The sequence below is a fragment of the Leptospiraceae bacterium genome (genome assembly GCA_016708435.1).
Taxonomy (GTDB): Bacteria; Spirochaetota; Leptospiria; order Leptospirales; family Leptospiraceae; genus UBA2033.
Genome location: JADJFV010000033.1, coordinates 320895 through 342990 on the forward strand (window position 1 = coordinate 320895; position 22096 = coordinate 342990).

The following is a 22096-nucleotide window of genomic DNA, read 5'->3' on the forward strand; positions in this document are numbered from 1 at the left end:
CTAAGAATTTGGGAATGATAAAATTAGCTCTCATTTTTCCTTTAAATAGTAAAAATAATAATTGACCATTAAAGTGGAATAATTTCTGTTATATTATATTCTTTATATGTTATGCTAGATAATTTGGTGTGTGTTTGATTTGGCATCCGTTATATTAGAGTGAAAAGTATTGAATGGAGGGAGTTTAATGGCACAATCGGAAATTGGTGTTACACTTGAGAAAACGGTGAATCATTTAGTTCATTCGGGAATCGAAATGCTGGAATATATTCCAAAATCGGGGAAGTCTTTGCCTTCAGTGGAAAGCTTAAAGGCTATTGTCGAACTTTTGCGAGCAATTCTATTTCCGGGTTATTTTGGTAAGACGATTACGAAGCCTACTATGCTTGCCTATTCGACCGGCGGAAATTTAGAACAGCTTTATGAGTTACTTTCAGAACAAATTCACAGCGGTCTCTGCTTTAACTACACGGAAGACTCCGATGAAATTAAATCAAAAGCTGAACGTTTGACTTTAGACTTCATTGAGTCTATTCCTGAGACTAGAAGATTACTTTTTACAGACGTAAAAGCAATGTATGATGCTGATCCTGCTGCGAAGAATTTGGAGGAGATAATATTCTGTTATCCTACGATTCGTGCTATGATTAATTACCGTTTGGCGCATCAGCTTCTTGTATTAAAAGTTCCACTTCTTCCTAGAATTATTTCTGAGATGGCTCATTCTGAAACTGGAATTGATATTCATCCAGGAGCGGCTATTGGGGAACATTTCTGTATTGACCATGGGACAGGCGTAGTCATTGGAGAAACTTGCATCATTGGAAACAATGTAAGACTTTATCAAGGTGTAACACTTGGAGCGAAGAAATTTTCACTGGATGACCATGGTAATCCGCTCAAAGACGAACCGAGACATCCTATCATTGAGGATAATGTTGTGATCTACTCTAATGCAAATATCCTGGGACGAATTGTTGTTGGTAAAAATTCAGTGATTGGTGGAAATGTTTGGATTACAAATGATGTTCCTCCTAATTCTAAAATAACACAGGCAAAAGTCGTTCAAGAGCATTTCTATTTTGGATCTGGAATTTAAATAAATATAAAATGCGAATTTAATTTAAAAAAATAAATTTGGAGGGAAATATAATGTCTGATAATTTGCTGCAACGCAGCGTAACAACTTCCGTTGCTAGAAATCTGGCTAACACAACGAAAACCCCACCGCAGATGATGTCTATCACGCCGCGTTGGTTACTGAGTCTTATCCCCTGGGTGCAGGTAGAAGGAGGAACTTATCGAGTCAATCGAACTAGGATAGAACTCAAAAAAGCAGAAAGAGTAGAATTAAATATTATAGATGGATTTGTATTTTTATCTTTCAATCCAGAAGCTTTGCGAAATGTTCCTGTCTTTTCCAATATTCCAGAGAATATTCTTACTAAAGTAGCAAGTAAATTTAAAACAGAAGAAGTGTCTTTGGGGAATAAACTCGTAGTAGAAGGAGAAGATAAGAATAAATTCTTTATCATCGCGCAAGGACAAGTAGAAGTTCTAAGCAAAGGTGTTCATGGAACTGATCTTAGAATTGCACTTCTTACAGAAGGGGAATACTTCGGTGAATTGGGATTAATCTCCGATAAACCTTCAGATGTTACTGTGAGAACGACTACTCCTTGTAAGCTGCTGACTCTTTCCGAAAAAGACTTTGATGAGATTCTAAATGAATTTCCAAATTTTAGACAGGATTTTCAAAAGGCAATTGATGAATATACAGAGCTATTATCAAGAGTAAATAAATACGGTGAGCGTAATATTGATTTGGTGTCAGGTTTCGCGGAGAATATGGAAATTCCTGAGACTTTTATCGATTACTCAGAGAGTCCAAGGGAATATTCATTGGGTGCAATTCAAACTGTTGTAAGAGTTCATACAAGAGTCTCTGATCTTTATAACAATCCTTACAATCAATTAGAAGAGCAAATGCGCCTAACGATTGAAGGAATCAAAGAGCGTCAAGAATGGGAACTCATCAACAATAAAAAATATGGTCTTCTAAATTCGGTAGCACCTGCCTTTCGAATTAGCACACGGTATGGAGCTCCAACACCAGACGACTTAGACGAATTACTCGCACTCGTTTGGAAAAAGCCTAGCTTCTTTATTGCACATCCAAAAGCAATTGCAGCCTTTGAAAGAGAATGTACATGGAGAGGAGTTCCTCCTGTGAATTCAGAAGTATTCGGAACACCTGTAATTCTATGGCGTGGAATACCAATTATCCCCAGTGATAAATTAGAGGTGAAAAGCGACTACCATTCTCACCAATGGCTTGGGATAACAAGCATTATCCTTGTCCGCGTAGGAGAAGCAGAGCAAGGAGTCGTAGGACTTCATCAAGCTGGAATCCCTGGAGAAATTTCTCCTAGCCTTTCTGCACGACTCATGGGTCTCGATAAATTAGGAGTAGCCTCTTATTTACTTACACTTTATTCTTCTGCTGCTGTCTTAACTGACGATGCGATTGCAGTTTTAGAAAATGTAGAAGTAGGATACTACCATGATTACCAAAATAAAAACTCAAACTATTTCAGCGATGGATTAGGAATATAATTTAAACAAGGAAAAAAACAATGTCTGATAATTTATTACAACGTAGCGTAACCACTTCCGTAGCAAGAAATCTTGCTAATACAACAAAGACTCCACCGCAAATGATGTCTATCACTCCGAGATGGCTACTCAGCCTTATCCCCTGGGTGCATGTAGATGGAGGAACATATAGAGTCAACCGCACAAAAGTTGAGCTTAAAAAAGCAGAGAGAGTAGAATTGAATTTTACCGATGGAGTTGCATCCTTTAAGCCAAATGCATTAAGATCAGTTCCTTTATTTGCTAGGTTTCAAGAAGAAATTATAAACCGTATGGCAAATCGTTTCAAGACAGAAGAAGTTACACTTGGAAATAAACTAGTTGTGGAAGGTGTGGATAAAAACAAATTCTTCATCATTGCACAGGGGCAAGTGGAAGTTCTAAGCAAAGGTGTTCATGGAAGTGATCTTAGAATTGCACTTCTAACAGAAGGAGAATACTTCGGCGAAATAGAATTAGTCTCTGATATACCGTCTGACGTTACTGTGAGAACGATTACTCCTTGTAAGCTGCTGACAATATCTGGAAAAGACTTAGATGAAATTCTAAGTGAGTTCCCAAATCTAAAAGAAGATTTAAAGAAAGCAATCGACAAACATATTGAGCTTCGTTCTACAGTGAATAAATACGGTGAGCGTAATATTGATTTGGTGTCAGGATTCGCTGAAAACGTAGAAATTCCTGAGACATTTATTGATTACTCTGATAAGCCAAGAGAGTATTCGCTCAATGCAATTCAAACTGTTGTGAGAGTTCATACAAGAGTTTCTGATCTTTATAACAATCCGTATAATCAATTAGAAGAGCAAATGCGCCTAACGATTGAGGGAATCAAAGAGCGTCAAGAGTGGGAATTGATTAACAGTAAAAAATTTGGTTTGCTACATTCTGTTGATCCAGCTATGCGAATTAGCACACGATATGGAGCACCAACACCAGACGACTTAGATGAATTACTCGCACTCGTTTGGAAAAAGCCAGCCTTCTTCCTTGCACATCCAAAAGCAATTGCAGCCTTTGAAAGAGAATGCACATGGAGGGGAGTTCCCCCGGTAACCGCAAATATCTTTGGAACACCAGTGATTACTTGGCGCGGAATACCGATTATCCCCTGTGATAAATTAGAAGTGAAGAGCACTTATCTTTCTAATCAATGGTTTGGGACTACTAGTATTTTACTCCTACGCGTTGGCGAAGCTGAACAAGGAGTAGTAGGGCTTCACCAAGCAGGAATTCCAGGTGAAATATCTCCCAGCCTATCTGCGCGTCTAATGGGTCTCGACAACTTGGGAGTAGCCTCTTACTTGCTTACACTTTATTCTTCTGCTGCTGTATTAACTGACGATGCACTAGCAGTTTTAGAAAATGTAGAAGTAGGATATTATCATGATTATCAAAACAGAAACTCTTTACCAAAATAAACTTGAGAGATAAATATGGAACCATTTGATCCAAATACAATCGCAAGGCTCGCATCAGAGATTTACAATGAAGTGCCCGGAGCAACAGTTATTCCCAAGAATCCTGCTGAAATTTCTGGCACTCACAATGAAATTCTGGATTCTGCGGCTAATCACAGTAACTCAGTAGTGGATTCAGATTTTTCTTCCAAGGAAAATCTGAGTCTAGACAAGATTAAGGAAATATTTTCGAAACAAGCAACAAGCCCTTCCTTTAATCAAAATACATCTGAGTATTATTTTTTGGCTAATCCGACTAAGTCAGATGCATCTTCTCTTACTAAGTCAGCGGCTAATTTAAAAGGTCAGCAATCACTCGTTGACAATAATGGTAAGGGGCATTCTAGTTTAAAGTCTTTTGTCCAGAACATTCAAGAAGATCATCACAAATTTCCGGGTGGATTGTTCACTGGTAATTTAGAAAACTGTAAACTCTTTTCGAAAGCAAATTCGGGTAAACAGGTTGAGATTTATCCAAGTCGTCCATTTGATGTGAATGAGATAAGAAAAGACTTTCCGGTGTTACATCAGACAATTCATGGTAAGCCGCTAGCCTGGTTTGACAATGCGGCTACTACGCAGAAGCCGAAGTCGGTAATTGATGCGATTAGTAATTTTTATTCGCATGACAACTCTAATATCCACAGGGGTGCGCATACGTTAGCCGCTCGTGCGACAGATGCCTATGAAGAGTCCAGAGAGAAAGTAAAAAATTTTATCAAAGCCTCTTCTACTTCTGAAATTATTTATGTGAGAGGAACAACAGAAGCTATTAATTTGGTTGCGCAAACCTTTGGGCGTAAGTTCTTACAACCGGGAGATGAAATTATTCTTTCGCAAGCAGAGCATCATGCTAATATTGTTCCCTGGCAAATTATCGCAAAGGAAAAAGGAGCGGTTATTCGCGTTATTCCGCTGAATGATAGAGGAGAAGTGATTCTTTCTGAATATGAGCGATTACTCGGACCTAGGACAAAACTTGTTTCTATTACACAAGCATCAAATAGTCTGGGAACAATTTTACCAGTTCACGAGATGACTAAAACTGCAAAGAAGTATGGCGCAAAAGTTTTAATTGACGGTGCTCAGTCAGTCGCTCATATTCCGGTTAACGTTCAGGAATTAGGTTGTGATTTCTTTGTATTTTCCGGTCATAAGATTTTTGGACCAACTGGAATCGGTGTAGTTTATGGTAGGCAAGAACTTCTTGAGATCATGCCGCCTTGGCAAGGAGGAGGTAATATGATTAAAAATGTTACTTTCGAAGAAACGACTTACAGTGATGTGCCAGCAAAGTTTGAAGCAGGAACGCCTAACATCGCAGATGCGGTTGGACTTGGAGTAGCACTTGATTATGTGAGTAGGCTCGGACTTGAGAATATTGCAAAGTATGAGCATTCGCTTTTAGAGTATGCAACTGCAGGTCTTACTTCAGTCAAAGGTTTGCGGCTAATCGGAACTGCCCCCGACAAAGTTGGAGTGCTATCTTTTGTATTGCAAAACAAATCTACAATCGAAGTAGGAAGACTCTTAGATTTGGAAGGCATTGCAGTTCGCGCAGGGCATCATTGTGCTCAACCTTCTCTTCGCCGTTATGGTGTTGAGGCTACTGTGCGTCCTTCTCTTTCTTTTTACAATACGACAGGCGAAATAGATAGACTGGTTTCAGCAGTCCGTCGAATCGCAGGAAGTTTTTAATAGTAAACCTTTCCCTCTTTTGTAAAATGGGGACTAAGGGGGATTTACCTCTAGGCGAAAATTTTTATTCAAGATTTGTAAGGGTTGCGTAAATTTGTTTACGCAACCCTTTTTTTATTTATTGCATCGCATATCGCATTATAAAGAAATATCACAATTTGCTTATTTCAATATAGCATAATTATTACTCAATATATTGAGAATAATAATCCAAAATACTCAATAATATGCTAATAAAATAGTAAAAAATTCACTATATATATCTAACTATTCAATATATTGGAAATTTGGTTGATTGTTAAAATCATTTATATTTTATGGTAAAAAATAAATTGAATGGAGATTCAAATGAAAGGAAAATTATTAAAAGTAATAGCAACCATTATTATCAGTATAAGTGGATTTTCATTGAGTGCAAAAGATTTTACACTGCTCAATGTATCCTATGATCCAACCCGTGAGCTTTATGCTGAATACAATAAAGTATTCGCAAATTATTGTAAAGGTAAAACTGGTGATGATATAAAAGTTAACCAATCTCACGGAGGAAGCGGCAAACAAGCACGATCCGTCCTTGAAGGACTCGAAGCAGATTTTGTAACTCTAGCGCTTTCGTATGACATTGACATTATTGCTTCGAAAGGTTTACTTTCTGCTGATTGGCAGAAAAGTCTTCCTAATAATAGTGCACCTTACACATCTACAATTGTATTTGTAGTGAGAAAAGGAAATCCAAAAGGGATTAAAGACTGGGATGATTTAATCAAACCAAACGTGGGGGTAATTACACCTAACCCCAAAACGAGTGGAGGAGCTAGATGGAATTATCTGGCAGCTTGGGCATTCGCAGCAAAAAAATTCAATAACGACGATGCAAAAATTAGAGAATTCATGAAGGCTCTCTATAAAAATGTTCCCATCCTCGATTCAGGTGCCCGTGGGTCTAGTACTACTTTTGCGCAGAATGGAATTGGAGATGTTTTTCTATCCTGGGAGAATGAAGCTTTTTTAATAATGGAAGAAATGGGAAAGGATAAATTCGTAGTAATTTATCCTTCTATTAGTATTTTAGCTGAACCGCCTGTTGCAGTGATCGAGAAAAATGCAGAAAAGCACAAGACTATAGAAATTGCAAAAGCCTATGTCAAATCTCTCTATTCAGAAGCTGCACAAGAACTTATCGCCAAACATGGATACCGACCGAGAAGCGAAGCTGTTTTAAAAAAGTATGCGAGTAAATTTCCGAAATTAGACCTCATCACTGTAGACTCTCACTTCGGAGGATGGCATAAAGCGCAAAAGGATCATTTTGCGGACAAAGCAAGCTTCGATCAAATTTATATAAAATAATTTACCCAATCTAATGGAGGCTTGGAAATGAAAAAGAAAGGAATAATATTATTAGCTTCACTAGCGATTGGTTCTTTATCGCTTATGGGTCAGGAGAAAACTTCTACAAAAGAAAGTTTAGATTTGGATCCTCCCAAAGAAGTTGACTATAAGAGTCAACCGAATGATGGAAAAGGAATTGCTTCGATTCAACAAGAATTAGCAGAAGAAGAGAGAAAGAACGAAAAGGATTATTATGTTAATCCCAAGAGTTATGGAACAACTAGAATCAATGTGCCGCAAACTTACGTGAAGCCTCTGAATAGAACGGGAATATCGGCTTTTAAGGATATTGATTGGATTGAAGCAGGACTTGATTACCGAACAAGATATGAGCACAGAGAAAACGATATACGAAGAGCTGACTCTGGTGTTGATAGACCGCTTCTTTTAAGAACGAGAGGCTACATTGGACTAAAAGAAAAACTCGACCCGTTTCGTTTTGCTGTGGAGATTGAAGATGCACAAAGAAAATTCAGTAAATACGAAGTGGATAACCGCGATTATAACCGAGTTGAACCTATCAATGCCTTTGGAGAATTGTATTTTAAAAATGGGCTTGGTATTAATAGACCAATTAGCATTCGGTACGGAATTATGTGCTTTGAGTTTTTGGATCGTCGTTTAATTGGTTTAAATGAGTGGCGCAATACAACGAATACCTTCCAGGGAACAAAAATTACTCTTGGAAAAGATCAAAACAATTGGAGCATTGATTTTCTTGCCTTAAAACCATTAGAAAGACTGACGAATGAAACAGACAAACCAGTTCGTAATCAACTCTTCGGTGGGGTAATCGGTCATATCCGCCACTGGTCGAGGATAATAACGATTGAACCTTTTTATTTAGGATTAAAGCAATCAAAATTAGTGCAAACAAAATACAATGAAACTAAACTTGCATTCGAACCCAACAATAGAGTTGGGCGAGAAATTCATACGGTTGGATTGCGGTTATACAATGTTTACCTCTCAGGTTTCGATTATGATGTTTCTTGGATAGCTCAGTTCGGTGTAAACGATACAGAAAAACAACAAAGGCATGAGGCTTATGCATTTACCTTTGATTCGGGTTACTCTTTTAATCATCCCTGGAAACCGAGAACTGGTTTCTTCTTTGGTTATGTTTCCGGTGATAGAAACCCATTGGATAATACGAATCAAAGATTTGAAAGACTGTTCGGTTTCGCAAGACCCTGGTCGAGTAATGACTATATCCAAATGGAAAACTTGAAATCGCCAAAGCTAGTTTTAGAATTTGAACCAATAAAAGGCTTAAAGCTAGATACCGCTGTCGTTTGGTTTTTCTTGGCAAATGCCAAAGACAGGTGGAGTGGTGTTGGAAATTTAAGAGACCAAACAGGAAAAAGTGGAGACTACATGGGATTCGAATACAACTTTAGAGCAAGGTTTGATTTGAATTCCAGAGTTAAGGCTAATATTGGTTATGCTTACTTTAAACCAGGCGAATTCACAATCAATACCACCGGTAGAGAAATGAATTCACACTTTGGATACTTAGAAGTAGCCTATAGCCTATTTTAAAAATCAATATTTGAAAACGAAAAATTAATTTAATAGTGAGGATGTAAATATGAAAGGATTGTTTTGCAAAATGATATTAGGGAGTATTGCCATTGCTTCCTTGGTAAGCTGTAACAAAAAAGAAGCAACAGATTATACAAAGTATGAAAACTACGCAAGATTGTTTCAAGCTAGCTCTACCACTAGTGGTAATTGTGCTGTAATTCGAAAAACGATAGAAGCCGATGGAAACGCAGTGTATTCGGCAACTGCAAATGCAGTGGCTTCTGGGCGTTGCCGTGAAAGTTCGTTTTTTACATTTGTTACAACTGCGGATGAAGCAAAAATAAAAGCGGATGCTTATTATAACGGAATGACTTTGACTTTTGATAAATACCCAGAATGTGATGCATTAATTAAAACTGGTGTAGCTAGTCGGGAACTTGTAAGTGTAGCATCTCTAACATCGGCTGTGTCTGCAAGTGCAAGTGGTTGTGTTACTGTTGTCCCTAACGTTTTTTATTGTAAAGATAATGCAAGTTTAACTGCAATTAGAAATACATTTCGCTATCAGACTATAATAAATGCAAAACTGGATATGAGAACGAGCTTTGATAGCATAGTGTCGTCTAACGCGTTAGTAAATAAAGCTTTGGATTTAAAATATGAAGAAGCGGTTATCGGTAACTTAAGAATAGCAAACACATCAGAAATTACCTTATTTAATGGAGCAGAATCAAACGCAGTAGTATCCTCTTTTGCGCAAGACTCAGCTTGTTTTAAAAAGTTGATTTTAGGAAATGCCAATTTAAAAACTGCGTATTCTAAAATACCAACCTTGCAAGAGTTTTTCAAAGAAGAGATTAATGTCTCTGATAGAAAAGCAGCTACGGAAACAATTACGCCTAATTTATATTGCAGATATGGTTCAAATGTTACTGCACTACCAGCGTCAGGCGCAACACCAGCAATTGGAATTTGTCCTACATCGTATCCTACTTTCTAGGATTTGAATAGAGGTCAGTGTCCATGTCTGAAATTGGCTGTAAAAGATATTTAAAAGACAGAGTTTATTTTAGTAGATTAGACTATTTCGAAGTAAAAAATAGCGGCAAACGTATAATAAACTCTGTTCCATCAGTGACATTGTCGTTGAGATGAATTTCTCCCTTTAGCATTTTTACAATGTCTCTGCAAAGAGGAAGCCCTAGCCCTGTTCCAATTTCTCCCCCTGTTCCTATTGAGCTTGTTTTGATTGAGTGCGAAAAAAGATTTATCCTAACATCATTTGGAATTCCAATTCCAGTGTCTTTTACGAATAATAGGTATTTGTCTCCTTTTACTTCTGTTCGAACGGAAATAAAGTCTCCAGGGCGCGAAAACTTAATAGAGTTTGAAACTAAATTTAATATTATTTCTTGGAGCAATGCTTCGTCTGTTTCTATTTTTTCCTCTTCTGAAACAAAATTTAGTAATTGGATTTTCTTCTCTCGTATTCTGCTTAACATTATATTGAAAATTTTATCTACTACTCGCGCAGGATAACAGGCTTGGATGTTGAGTTCTATATTTCCAGAATTGGTTTGACTAAATTGCAAAATTTTCTTTGTCATTTCAAGTGCATTGTTAATTGAATTTACGGCTAAGTCTAAGTAGCTTCTGGATAGATCTTTTTCTGATTCGTTGTCTGCTTCGATTGAACTTTCAATGAGCATTTTTGCATTGCCAATCGGAGACCTAAGATCATGAGATAACAGAGAAATAAATTTGTCCTTTAATTCATTTGCTTTCACAGCAATGATTTTCTCTTCCATGATTTCTTTTGTTCTTTCTATGATTCGTGTTTCTAGCTCTTCGTTTATTTTTTTTAAGTCAGCACTCAATGCCTCGTTTTCTCTAAATGCTTTCACAAATCTTAATAATAAAAATAAAGACTGACTTGATACAACGGATATTAGTCCGTAGTGAGCAAGATAGCTTGTATGAATAACTTCTGTCGTATTTAGAATATCATTGATTGTGCAAATAAGCATAATCGTAAAACCAATTAGTATGATGGAAGCATTTTCCTTCTTCTTTCGCACTGCAAAAGCCACGAGTAAGTATGCGGATATTAATTCTAAAATGAATATAGGCAAATAAATATTAATCAGGTTAGAATAAAATATAGTTTCAGTGAATACCGTAACAATAGAAAAAAATATGCCTATTCCGAAGATAATGGTTAATATCCACTTAGGAATACGTAGAGAGAACATTAAATTTATAAATTGAAGGGCTAAAGGTAAAACTAGAAAGAACGTTAAATACTCAATAGCCACATAGATAGGGTATCCTATGTTTACAAAGTCTACTAATAATTTTTCGCCAGTGCTCGCTGTTCGCAAGAAAATGCACAGAACTAATAGAGTAAAATAAATGGAGAGACTTTCCCGTCTTCGAATGAAATAAAGACCTATGTGATATAGAATTACAAAAAAAAGAAAACCTAAAATGAAGTTGTCTCTACTGCGAATGCTTTCAATGTATTTTAACAATCCTGACTCTGTTCCAAAATAAATGCTATATAAAAATCCACCTTTTCTGTGGTGGAAATTCGAAACTTGGACTATGACATCTAACGTATTTTTTTGAGGAACGAAAGCAGCAAAAGAAGGACGAGTGTCTGGTATGGAAGATTCAACATCTTTTCCTGCACTTCCAATGCAATTAAGCTCGGTTTCATTGATAAAAACTCTGCAACTGGTAAGTGGTTTAACTCGAATCGCGAGAGTAGGTATTTGTTTTTCAGGAAGGAGAATTTTTAGTCTAAACGTTGCAAATCCAGAGCCGGAAATCTTTTTCTCATCGATAATTTTATCATTCCAAATAGAAGGAAGATTGATAAGTTCCGGTTTCAGTTTTTCCAGATCGGATTGTTGATAAAATCCATTCCAATAAAACTCCCAGGTTCCATCAAGACTGATAACTGATTCTTGGTCTTGATTCCAATTGCGTAGATCAAGTATTCCATTTTGAGCTTTATAAACTGTGAAATCCTTTTTACAATCAATAAAGAATAAGGAGAATAAAAAGAGTAAGAGTTGAAGGAAAATGTTTTTCATGAGTGATTATTACAAAAGTCGATAGATTAAACTCTTGTATTTTGCTCAAAAATGTCAATAGTATTTCGTCCTTTTTTAAAATAGTTTTTCTAGTCTACAGAATTTTCCTCGGATTGAATGCTTTCATTCCGATAGAGGCTAATTGGGATTATGCAAGAATTGCTTTGAGATTGAGTAAGGAAATGGGTTTAGGAGTAACGAAGCGCGAAGATATTCTTTGCGCTTCGTTAAAAAACTGACCGGTTTTATTTATGCGGCAGGTGCTGCACTCGCATTTTTCTTTTTATAGTAACCATAGCCGACTGCACCTATGATTAATAGCAACCAAATATACCAAAATTTAACGAGTATAATTGTCACTGCAGTAATCACAAAGGCAACGATTCCCAATGCAAATCGAATTACTGAACTTCCCATCGTTCCCACGAACGGAATAAAATCCAATAACATAGTCACAGGACCGACTAATAAGGAAAGCCCTGCCCACATCATAATAAATCCAATGACTCTACCAATCCATCTTTTTGTAGAGTCATCTGATTTAATTGCCGCCATTGTTTGCGCGTAATCGCCAACACTCGCACTCATAAACGCTTCGTCTTTGTAAGTATATTTTCCTAGTGAATCTCCTTTCAATGTTCCAAGAAAGGTCATGTCTCCTTCAGGAATTGGTGTGGCACTAACTGAAACTCTTTCACAACCTTCTACTTCATTGTTTGCGCAAGTAGAGGAACTATAAAGATAAGTTCCCGAAGAGATATATCCATTCGTGTTGATTTCACTATCTGCAGGTTTTGAGCTAGGAACTGACGAAGTAAAATCTGTATCAGCTAGATTTACGTTGTAGGTTTTTCCTTCGCTTGAGAGCTTACCACCATTAGCCACATTGGTATCTGATTTCACTCTTCTCTGGTGAAATGCTTTTGCTTTACAAGCTGGAAGTTGGAACTTGGAAGGGCTTTCTGGATCAGATGTCCACTTGAGTTTACACTCTCTTATCTTCTTCTTGTTGCTTCCCTCGCCTTCAGTTCTTTCTTCTTCATCCCAGGCGTATACTTCTGAGCTTTCACTAACGCTGATGTAATTTCCTGTTTTAACAAATAAGCTTCCTACAGGTTGGGCAGATAATTTTCCAGTGATATACACTGGTTTACCTTCTTCCATCTGTGTAACTGGTTTTGCATTTTTGAATGCGTCACCCGCTTGTGTGCAAGTTTCTACTTTGAAAATTAGAAATATTGAGAGAGGAATGAGCGCAAACCCTGTCAATATCCCTTTAACTGAATCGCCAAATTGCGAAAAAAATCCTACTGATTCACTAGATGACATTCCGTCATTACTAATTGCCATAGGTATCTCCTAAATTAAATTTATGTGGAGTAATCCTAGTAGACTTTCAAAATAATACAAGAAGTTTTCTTTTAATCGCTTGTATAAAAAAATTAAAGTAGCAAAAAATAATTCTGAGAGAGGTTGCGTTGAAAATCTTTCACCTAACTCAACATTTCCTCTATTTTGCTAATGTAGAATTACGTATTCCTGCAAAAAATATACTCTTGACTCTTAAAATTACCAATCTTCTCATGGAGGAATGAATAGACTAATTTTAAATTTTACAAACCCTTTGTTAAAACTTTTTTTATTTGTATTTTTTCTCTTTCCGCTTATGCTTTCAAGTCAGGAAGATAAAAAAATGAAATTCTCCACTGAAAGATACAAATCTGATTGGGAAAAAGTTTCTGCCGATGAAACAAAAGGACTACCAAAGTCCGCGCTCGAAAAAGTAAATGCAATTTATAAAAAAGCGAAGGAGGATAACAATCCTTCGCAAACAATCAAGTCTACCATTTATCGTGTGAAGTATATCGGGCAAGTAGAAGAAGATGCATTTGCCAAAGCAATTGAAGAATTACAAAAAGAAACTGACTCTGCGACTTCTTACGCAAAACCGATATTACACTCAATTCTTGGCGAAGTCTATTGGCAATACTACAATAACAATCGCTATTATATCCTACAAAGAACTAAGACGGATAAATTTAAGCAGTCCGATCTTCGCACCTGGGATGCAACCAAACTCATAGAAGCGGCTATTAGTGAGTATACGCTTTCTATCAAAGACATTGAAACTACCAAGCAAATTAAAATCGAAGACTATAGCTCTATTCTAAACCACGATCCGGACTATGTGCCGAATGGTCGTAGCCTTCGCCCAACTCTTTTTGACTTTCTAGCTCATCGCGCTGTTGATTTCTTCGCGTATCAAGAGCATGGACTTGCCCGTCCTGCAGAAACATTTATCATAGACAACCCTGCCTATTTTTCTGACATCAGGGACTTTGTGAAATTAAAAATAGAAACAAAAGATCAAATGGCTTACAAGTATTACGCGCTACAGATTTTACAGGAATTAGCACGCATTCATTTGGCAGACGGAGATTCTACCATTTTAACTGATATTGATTTAAAGCGACTTAGCTTTGTTTATAGCCATTCTATTTTAGAGGATAAGGGCGAACGCTATCGTAAAGCTCTAGATATCCTTGCTGCTAAAAATGCAAGTTCTCCTACTGCGACTGACGTTGCCTTTGCACTGGCTACCTATTGGCATTCCCTTGCTCATAAATATGTTTCAACTCCGACAGATGAAAACAAATGGGTATCCAAAAAAGCATACAATATCTGTGAATCTGCAATTAAGAAATTTCCAAATTCAGAAGGAGCGCAAAATTGCCGTAGTCTCCAAGCTCAAATTAAAACAAAAAGCGTAAGTCTTGTCATGGAAAAGATTAATATTCCAGGAAAACCTTTTCTAAGCCTTATAAATTTTAAAAATCTAGATACAGTTTATTTTAAAATCTTTAAAGTCAACCGAACCAAGATGAATGAGGTAAAGAAAGAGTATGCGGAGTATTACAACAAGCATAAAACTTATATCAACTATGAAGAAATTCTAATTACTCATTTTGCAAAACTAGAAGCAGATAAAGTATTCACAGTAAAACTCCCCAACGACAAAGACTATATGGAGCATCGCGCAGAAGTTCGATTACCCGAACTTGATTTTGGACAGTATTTGATCTTAGCCGGAACAGATAAAAGTTTTACTTTTACAAACCAAGCTGTTTCGTTTGCTTTCACCAATATTTCTAATCTTACTTACATTGATCGAGTGAAGCACACGCAAGATATCGAATACTACGCGCTAAACCGAACCACAGGAGAGCCTGAATCCGGTGTAGACGTTCACACCTACTACCAAATCTACAATAACAAAAGAAGCCGATACGAAATAATAGCCGACCAATCTCTTACAACGGATAAGACCGGTTATTTCCAACTCAAGGCAAAAAAAGATTACAAATACTTTTACATGACACTGCGCAAAGGAAATGATTTCCTAGAGCCAATTGAAGATTATTATGGCGGCGACACCAATCGGCAAATGCCTCTTTACCAGAACCCATTGCAAAAAGATAGTAGCTATTCCACTGTAACCGCTAAACTCTTTTTAGATAGAGCCATTTATAGACCCGGACAAACGATTTACTTCAAAGGTATATTAGTTGAATCAAATGATAAAAAAAGATCAATCAAACCAAACACACAAGTCAATGTAACTTTTTACAATGTAAATTACCAACAAGTGTCGCAGTTAAATTTAACAACGAATGAGTATGGAACTTTCAGTGGAAGTTTTACTGCACCGACTAACGTTCTAAACGGACAGATGAGTCTCAATACAAACTACAACGGCAATGCTTACTTCTCAGTAGAAGAATACAAACGTCCTAAGTTTGCAGTCGAATTTGAAAAAGTAAAAGGGACTTACAGACTTGGTGACCAAATCAAAATCAAGGGATTTGCCAAAGCCTTCTCAGGAGCTAACATAGATAATGCGGAAGTCAAATACCGCGTAGTTCGTATTGCACGCTATCCATACTGGTGGGGATTTTATTTTAGAGGTTGGAATCCTTCCAGCCCACAAATGGAAATTAAACAGGGAAATCTTAAAACAGATGAAAAAGGCTACTTTGAAATCGAGTTCGAAGCGATTGTTGATAAGTCCGTTCCCAAAGAGCCGGGGATTTCTTTTTCGTATCAAGTTATTGCTGATGTCACTGATTTAAACGGAGAAACTCGCTCTGCATCCGGTTTTGCCTATGTGGGTTATACTTCGTTAATCGTAAATGTAAATCTACCGGATATGTTAAACCTGGAGCACAAAGAACCGTTTGATGTGATTACAACAAATTTAAACAATGAATTTGAGCCTGCCCAGGGATATATCACGATTCATAAATTAAAAAATCCTCCTCATGCCTTTAGAAGTAAAAAATGGCAGAGACCGGATAAGTTCATTTTGCCGCAAAAAGAATACCAAAAAGATTTTCCTAATGATGTGTATGACAATGAGGATGAAGTCTCTAAATGGGAAAAGGAAAAAGAAGTTCTAAACACTCCTTTTAATACAGAAAGAGAAAAGCATTTAACTCTAAAGAATTTAAATAAATGGAAACCTGGAAAATATGTATTAGAAATCAAATCTGTGGATAAATTCGGACAGGAAGCCAAAGAAATAAAATACTTTACTATCTATTCCGAAAATCCAAAGCTTTCCGTTCCACTTCCTTCTTATAGCTGGGTATTTCCATTAAAGCAGAGCGCAGAACCGGGAGAAACCGCTGGAATCCTAGTTGGCTCTTCTGAAAATGTAAAAGTATTGTATGAACTTGAATTAGAGAAAAAGATTATTGTCCGTGAATGGATTTCCCTTGATAATACACAAAAACTTGTAGAGATTCCAATCAAAGAAGAATACCGAGGAAACATCACAGCGCATTTTGTATTGGTTAAGGATAATCAGATATTAGCCAACTCACAGCAAATCTATGTTCCCTATTCCAACAAAGAATTAAAACTGAGCTTTGAAACATTTAGAAATAAATTACAACCCGGAGAAAAAGAAGAATGGCGAATTAAAATCCAGGGACAAAAATCAGAGAAAGTGGTTTCTGAAATGTTAGCCACACTCTATGATGCGTCACTCGATATGTTTAGAAAAAACTATTGGGATTTTTCCATCTATCCGTCTAATTATTCTTATGCGCAATGGCATAATGCAAATGACTTCCAAGTCCAAAACTTTCATCTCTTCCAAAAAGATTGGAACCCTTACGTGTATGGAACAAGTAAAAGCTATGACTCACTCAATTGGTTTGGAATTTATTTGTATGGATTCAGAGGCTATTACGCATATCAAACCACGTCGCGCAGCATGAGAGGAGGGGGAAGATATAGAAATGGCGGCAAACGAGATGCCGATGAAGGAGAAATGGATGATTTATCTGTAGCAGAAGAGCGTGCTCCTATGCCTGCTCCTGCTGCAAGAGGTATGGTTATGAATAAAAAAATGGCAATGCCTAGAGCCGAAATGGCAATGGACAAAGCAGAGCCAATGGAAAAAGAAGAAAAGGCTAAGGAGCCTAACTCACCACAGGGTCAAAGCCAAGCAGGTGGAAATGGTGAAATTACAGGTGTTAAAGCAAGAACGAATTTTAATGAGACAGCATTCTTCTATCCGCATTTGATTTCTGATAAGAATGGTGAGGTTACTATCTCGTTTACCGTTCCAGAAGCTTTGACTAAGTGGAAGATGATGGGCTTTGCTCATACCAAAGATTTAAAATTCGGTATGATTCAAAATGAACTCGTTACACAAAAAGAATTAATGGTAGTGCCTAACGCTCCTCGCTTCTTTAGAGAAGGCGATGAAATGGAATTTACTACGAAAATCACAAATCTTTCTGATAAAAAAATGACTGGTAAGGCACAACTAGAATTTCTAGATGCAGTGACTATGACGCCTATCGCTCACGATAAAATTCTGAAAACAGAAAAGCTGCAATCCTTCGAATCAGAGAAAGGACAAAGCACAGTTGTAAAATGGAATCTCAAAGTCCCCGAGGGGTTACAGGCGATTACCTACAGAGTATTAGCTAAGTCTGAAAACTTTTCCGATGGAGAAGAAATGCCTTTACCGGTATTGACCAATCGAATGCTAGTAACGGAAACTCTTCCTTTGCCGATGCGCGGAAAAGAACCAAAGACATTTAAACTAGAAAAGATGATTAACAATAAATCGGATACGTTAGTGCATCACAAATACACTCTGGAGTTTACATCAAATCCTGCTTGGTATGCCGTTCAGGCTCTTCCGTATATCATGGAGTATCCGTATGAATGCGCGGAGCAGCTCTTTAGTAGATTCTATGCCAATAGTCTTGCATCTCATATCGCAAATTCCAATCCTAAGATCAAAAAAGTTTTTGATTCATGGAAAGAGCCAGCGATGAAACGAAACAATACAAAGGAAGAAAAAACAGGAGCGCTACTTTCTAACTTAGAAAAAAATCAGGAGCTAAAGAGTCTTATGCTCGAAGAAACTCCGTGGGTGTTAGACGCGCAAGATGAAACAGAGCGCAAAAAGCGAGTGGGACTTTTATTTGACTTAGCTAAAATGACAGATGAGTTAGAGAGAGCACTCGACAAACTCATGAAAGTCCAAAGTAGCAATGGGGGCTTCGCATGGTTTGCCGGTATGCAGGAAAATCGTTATATAACCCAACATATCGTAACAGGAATTGGACATCTAGATCATTTAGGTGTTAAACGAGTTCGTGAAAATTCCAAAGCCTGGAGCATGACGACTAGAGCAGTGCAATATCTAGACTGGCAATTCAAATCTGATTATGATTATTTGGTGGCAATAGAGAAGAAGGATAAGATTGATATGTCGCTACAGCATATTGGCTATCTACAAATCCAATATCTCTATGCTAGAAGTTTCTTCAAAGATGTTCCCATTCCAGAAGAAGCAAAAGAAGCATTCGAGTATTACAAATGGCAGGCGAAAACCTACTGGACTAGCTTCCTGGGAAATAAAATTTCAACTGGAATGATAGCATTAGCCCTTAACCGCATGGGAGAGGCTACTCCTGAGAATTTCCACAAAGCTTTAAGTTCTCATAAACTAAAAGATTTTAAGTCAAATAAAACTCCCGAGCAGATTGTAAAATCTCTCAGAGAGCATGCCCTCAATTCAGAAGAAATGGGAATGTATTTCAAACAGGGTTGGGGATATTATTGGTATGAACTCCCAATCGAAACCCAAAGTCTTATGATCGAAGTCTTCGATGAAGTAGCAAAAGACGAAGATGCAGTCAATGATTTAAAGACCTGGCTCTTAAAACAAAAACAAACCCAAGACTGGAAGACAACCAAGGCAACAAGTGAGGCTATTTATGCTTTACTGCTAAAAGGCGAAGACTGGTTATCCACTGAACAGTCCGTTGAAATCAAACTCGGAAGTAAAATCATTGATCCGACAGCGGATAAGGACATTAATCCGGAGGCAGGCACTGGTTATTTTAAAAAAGCATTTCCAGGAAGTGAAGTAACAAACGATATGGGAAATGTTTTAATTACTCCGAAAAATAATCTTCTCAAAGCAAAGAATGGAGGCGTAAGTTGGGGAGCGGTTTACTGGCAGTATTTTGAACAGCTAGATAAAATTACTCCTGCGGAAACTCCGCTTAAACTCCAGAAGAAACTTTTCTTACAAGAAAACACAAAGACCGGTCCTGTGATTACGCCTATCGACAATAAAACGAAATTGAAACCGGGTGATTTAATCAAAGTAAGAATTGAACTTCGTGTGGATCGCGATATGGAATTTGTTCACATGAAAGATATGCGCGCTGCAAGCTTTGAGCCGACTAACGTTATCTCTCGCTACAAATGGCAGGACGGTCTCGGTTACTACGAATCAACTCGCGATGCAGCGACTAACTTCTTCTTTGATTCACTTCCAAAGGGAACATACGTTTTCGAATATCCGCTTCGCGTAACGCATAAGGGCAATTATTCGAACGGCATCACAACCATTCAATCCATGTATGCCCCTGAATTTACAAGTCATTCAGAAGGCGTGCGGGTGAAAATAGGGGAGTAGCCTTCCCTCGTTGGATTTTTTATTTTTTGCATGGGCTGAACTGACGCCCATGCGATGAGTATTGCGCCCCGTTGGGGCTTTCGTATATATGTTTAAAGAAACCACTTGAGTAGTCTCTTTGGATTAAAACACTTAGAGAAATAAATCCGACACTTTTAGTCATGAAATTATATTCTTGAGCTAGAAATATATAGTTTGACAGGATGACGCTCGAATATTGTATAATAAATCAATCTTTCCAATCGAAATAAATTTTGCGTTTGTATAATTTAAATGCATGAGGTTTTAAAATGAATAAATTGGTAATAGTATGCTTAACTGCATTGTTGACATTTTGCCCTTCTCCAAAAAAGAATGATACGCTAGAAAAAGCTCTTCCGTTGCTTCTTCTCAGTTCTTCCCCGGCTACTTCTAGCAGTAATCTGGAACAATATACTCCAAATCAAGCAAACTGGAAAACATTCGAAACAAAACCAATCGCTGCTGGAAATACTGCCCATGATCCTGATAGTGTTACTTGGATAACAAAAGCTCAATGGGAAGCTTCCAGATGGGACGGAAAAACAATTTACGATCCGACTAAAATGACCGGGGCGCAATTTTTTGCCGCAATTTGCCCAAGTGCAGATCGAGTTCGTGGAATCAGAGAAGTTTTTTATCAACACAACCCTTTTAAGGACAATAAAAATCCAACAAAGGCGGAATTGGATGAATGGCATCGAATTGCAATCAACCATGTTCGGGCATTAGTTGGTTATACTAGTGCAGACAGACAAGTCCAAAAAGATCATTGTATGTTTAAACGAGCATTATGGGGTGATGAAAGACAGCAAACAACTATGTGGGATGCTAAATACCCTGGAACAAATGGTTCCGCAGCCGGTCCTTGCCAAGGTTCCACCAATGCTCATTGTGGTGCCAGTTTTATTCCAAGCGCTTCTGACCAGGCTCCTTACTTCATAGGGCAAGCACAGACTTGCACAGCAGGTGCCGGTTCAGAAGGTATAATTAGTGGACCAAAATCAAATATTCCTTGGTCACTAAAATGGTCTCGCGGGTTTTGTAACTTTCTTGCAGCAGAAGGATTTTGGGGAGGACATGTAGGACCTTGGTTTCACAGAGAAAAATTTGGTTTTAGTTTCTGGGACTCAGATGTTAACAATAACAATAGCATCGCCATATTAAGAGCCAAATGGACTGGTAAATTAATGCCGAGTCTTTATACTGAACCGGCACCAGAGCCGAATTATGAGTAATAATAAAATGAATAAGGAGTTAAACGATGAATAAAACAATTTTTATTTTTTTGAGCTATATGATTTTTCAAATTTCAATTCTATATGCCAATGATACTTTTACACCAGATCAAGCTGATTGGAAAACGTTTCAATCCAAACCTTTTGCTGCGGGTATAACCGCTCACGATCCTGATAGTGTCACTTGGATTACAAAAGCACAATGGGAGGCTTCCAAATGGGATGGAAAAACAATTTACGATCCGACCAAAATGACCAAAGCCCAATTTTTTGCTGCAATCTGTCCTAGTGTAGATCGGGTTCGTGGAATCAGGGAAGTTTTTTACAAAACAAATCCGTTCAAAGACAACAAAAACCCCACAAAAGCAGAAGTGGACGAGTGGCATAGAATTGCAATCAACCATGTTCGGGCATTAGTTGGATATACAAGTGCAGACAGACAAGTTCAAAAAGACCAGTGTATGTTCAAAAGAGCCCATTGGGGAGATGAAAGAAAATATACAACTCTATGGGATACAAAGTATCCTGGCACAAAGGTTTCCGCTGCCGGTCCTTGTGGTAAATTAAATACTGATGCGCATTGTGGAGCGAGTTTTATCCCAAGTGCAGCAGACCAAGCACCTTATTTTGGTGGAACTGCACAAACTTGCACTACCCAAGCTGGAGCAGAGGGTGTATTCCCTGCGCCAAAGTCTAATATTCCTTGGTCACTCAAATGGTCTCGTGGCTTATGTAACACACTAGCGGCAGAAGGCTTTTGGGGTGGACATACCGGACCTTGGTTCCACAGAGAAAAATTTGGCTTTAGCTTCTGGGATGCTGATCCTAAGACTAACGGAAGCATTGCAGTCCTGCGAGCAAAATGGACAGGAAAGCTAATGCCGAGTTTATATAAGAAACCGTGACCTAATTTTTAGAAATCAAAGTGCATTTTTATATCCGATTTTATCAATATAGAATGCACTTATCCTAAAAAATTCCATTTATCGTTTTCCC

The 22096-nt window shown here is 37.6% G+C and carries 12 protein-coding genes; 10 read left to right on the plus strand and 2 right to left on the minus strand.

Features of this window, described 5'->3' with window-relative positions:
• Positions 1-187 precede the first annotated feature (187 nt).
• From IPH52_22300 to IPH52_22330, 7 genes are all read left to right on the plus strand, one after another.
• The gene (locus tag IPH52_22300; protein MBK7057730.1) at positions 188-1099 is read left to right on the plus strand and encodes a serine acetyltransferase; all 912 of its coding nucleotides are present in this window, start codon (positions 188-190) and stop codon (positions 1097-1099) included.
• A 53-nt stretch (positions 1100-1152) separates the two neighbouring features.
• The gene (locus tag IPH52_22305) at positions 1153-2616 is read left to right on the plus strand and encodes a cyclic nucleotide-binding domain-containing protein (protein ID MBK7057731.1); all 1464 of its coding nucleotides are present in this window, start codon (positions 1153-1155) and stop codon (positions 2614-2616) included.
• A gap of 20 nt (positions 2617-2636) precedes the next feature.
• Positions 2637-4076, plus strand: a complete 1440-nt coding sequence (locus tag IPH52_22310; GenBank protein MBK7057732.1) for a cyclic nucleotide-binding domain-containing protein — start codon at positions 2637-2639, stop codon at positions 4074-4076.
• Between the two features lie 15 nt (positions 4077-4091).
• On the plus strand, positions 4092-5813 hold the full coding sequence (locus IPH52_22315) for a cysteine desulfurase (protein ID MBK7057733.1): 1722 nt from the start codon (positions 4092-4094) through the stop codon (positions 5811-5813).
• Between the two features lie 348 nt (positions 5814-6161).
• Positions 6162-7163 (plus strand): sulfate ABC transporter substrate-binding protein, encoded by a 1002-nt coding sequence (locus tag IPH52_22320; protein ID MBK7057734.1) that lies wholly within the window; start codon positions 6162-6164, stop codon positions 7161-7163.
• 27 nt (positions 7164-7190) lie between these two features.
• Positions 7191-8747, plus strand: coding sequence for an alginate export family protein (locus IPH52_22325; GenBank protein MBK7057735.1), 1557 nt, complete (start codon positions 7191-7193; stop codon positions 8745-8747).
• Between the two features lie 70 nt (positions 8748-8817).
• Entirely contained in the window at positions 8818-9732 is a 915-nt protein-coding gene (locus tag IPH52_22330) for a hypothetical protein (protein MBK7057736.1), read from the plus strand.
• A gap of 82 nt (positions 9733-9814) precedes the next feature.
• Here IPH52_22330 and IPH52_22335 read toward each other — a convergent pair whose 3' ends face one another.
• Together IPH52_22335 and IPH52_22340 are read right to left on the minus strand one after the other, a co-directional pair.
• Positions 9815-11830, minus strand: a complete 2016-nt coding sequence (locus IPH52_22335; GenBank protein ID MBK7057737.1) for a sensor histidine kinase — start codon at positions 11828-11830, stop codon at positions 9815-9817.
• A gap of 249 nt (positions 11831-12079) precedes the next feature.
• Positions 12080-13180 (minus strand): hypothetical protein, encoded by a 1101-nt coding sequence (locus tag IPH52_22340; protein ID MBK7057738.1) that lies wholly within the window; start codon positions 13178-13180, stop codon positions 12080-12082.
• A 316-nt stretch (positions 13181-13496) separates the two neighbouring features.
• On the opposite strand from IPH52_22340, the gene IPH52_22345 reads away from it, so the two are divergent.
• The 3 genes from IPH52_22345 to IPH52_22355 all read left to right on the plus strand — a co-directional run bounded on the left by IPH52_22345 (position 13497) and on the right by IPH52_22355 (position 22005).
• Positions 13497-19844 (plus strand): hypothetical protein, encoded by a 6348-nt coding sequence (locus IPH52_22345; GenBank protein MBK7057739.1) that lies wholly within the window; start codon positions 13497-13499, stop codon positions 19842-19844.
• Positions 19845-20170: 326 nt separating this feature from the next.
• Positions 20171-21100, plus strand: coding sequence for a hypothetical protein (locus tag IPH52_22350; protein ID MBK7057740.1), 930 nt, complete (start codon positions 20171-20173; stop codon positions 21098-21100).
• Between the two features lie 26 nt (positions 21101-21126).
• Positions 21127-22005 carry a hypothetical protein gene (locus IPH52_22355; GenBank protein MBK7057741.1) on the plus strand — a complete coding sequence of 293 codons (879 nt, stop codon included), beginning with the start codon at positions 21127-21129 and terminating at the stop codon, positions 22003-22005.
• Positions 22006-22096: the final 91 nt, after the last annotated feature.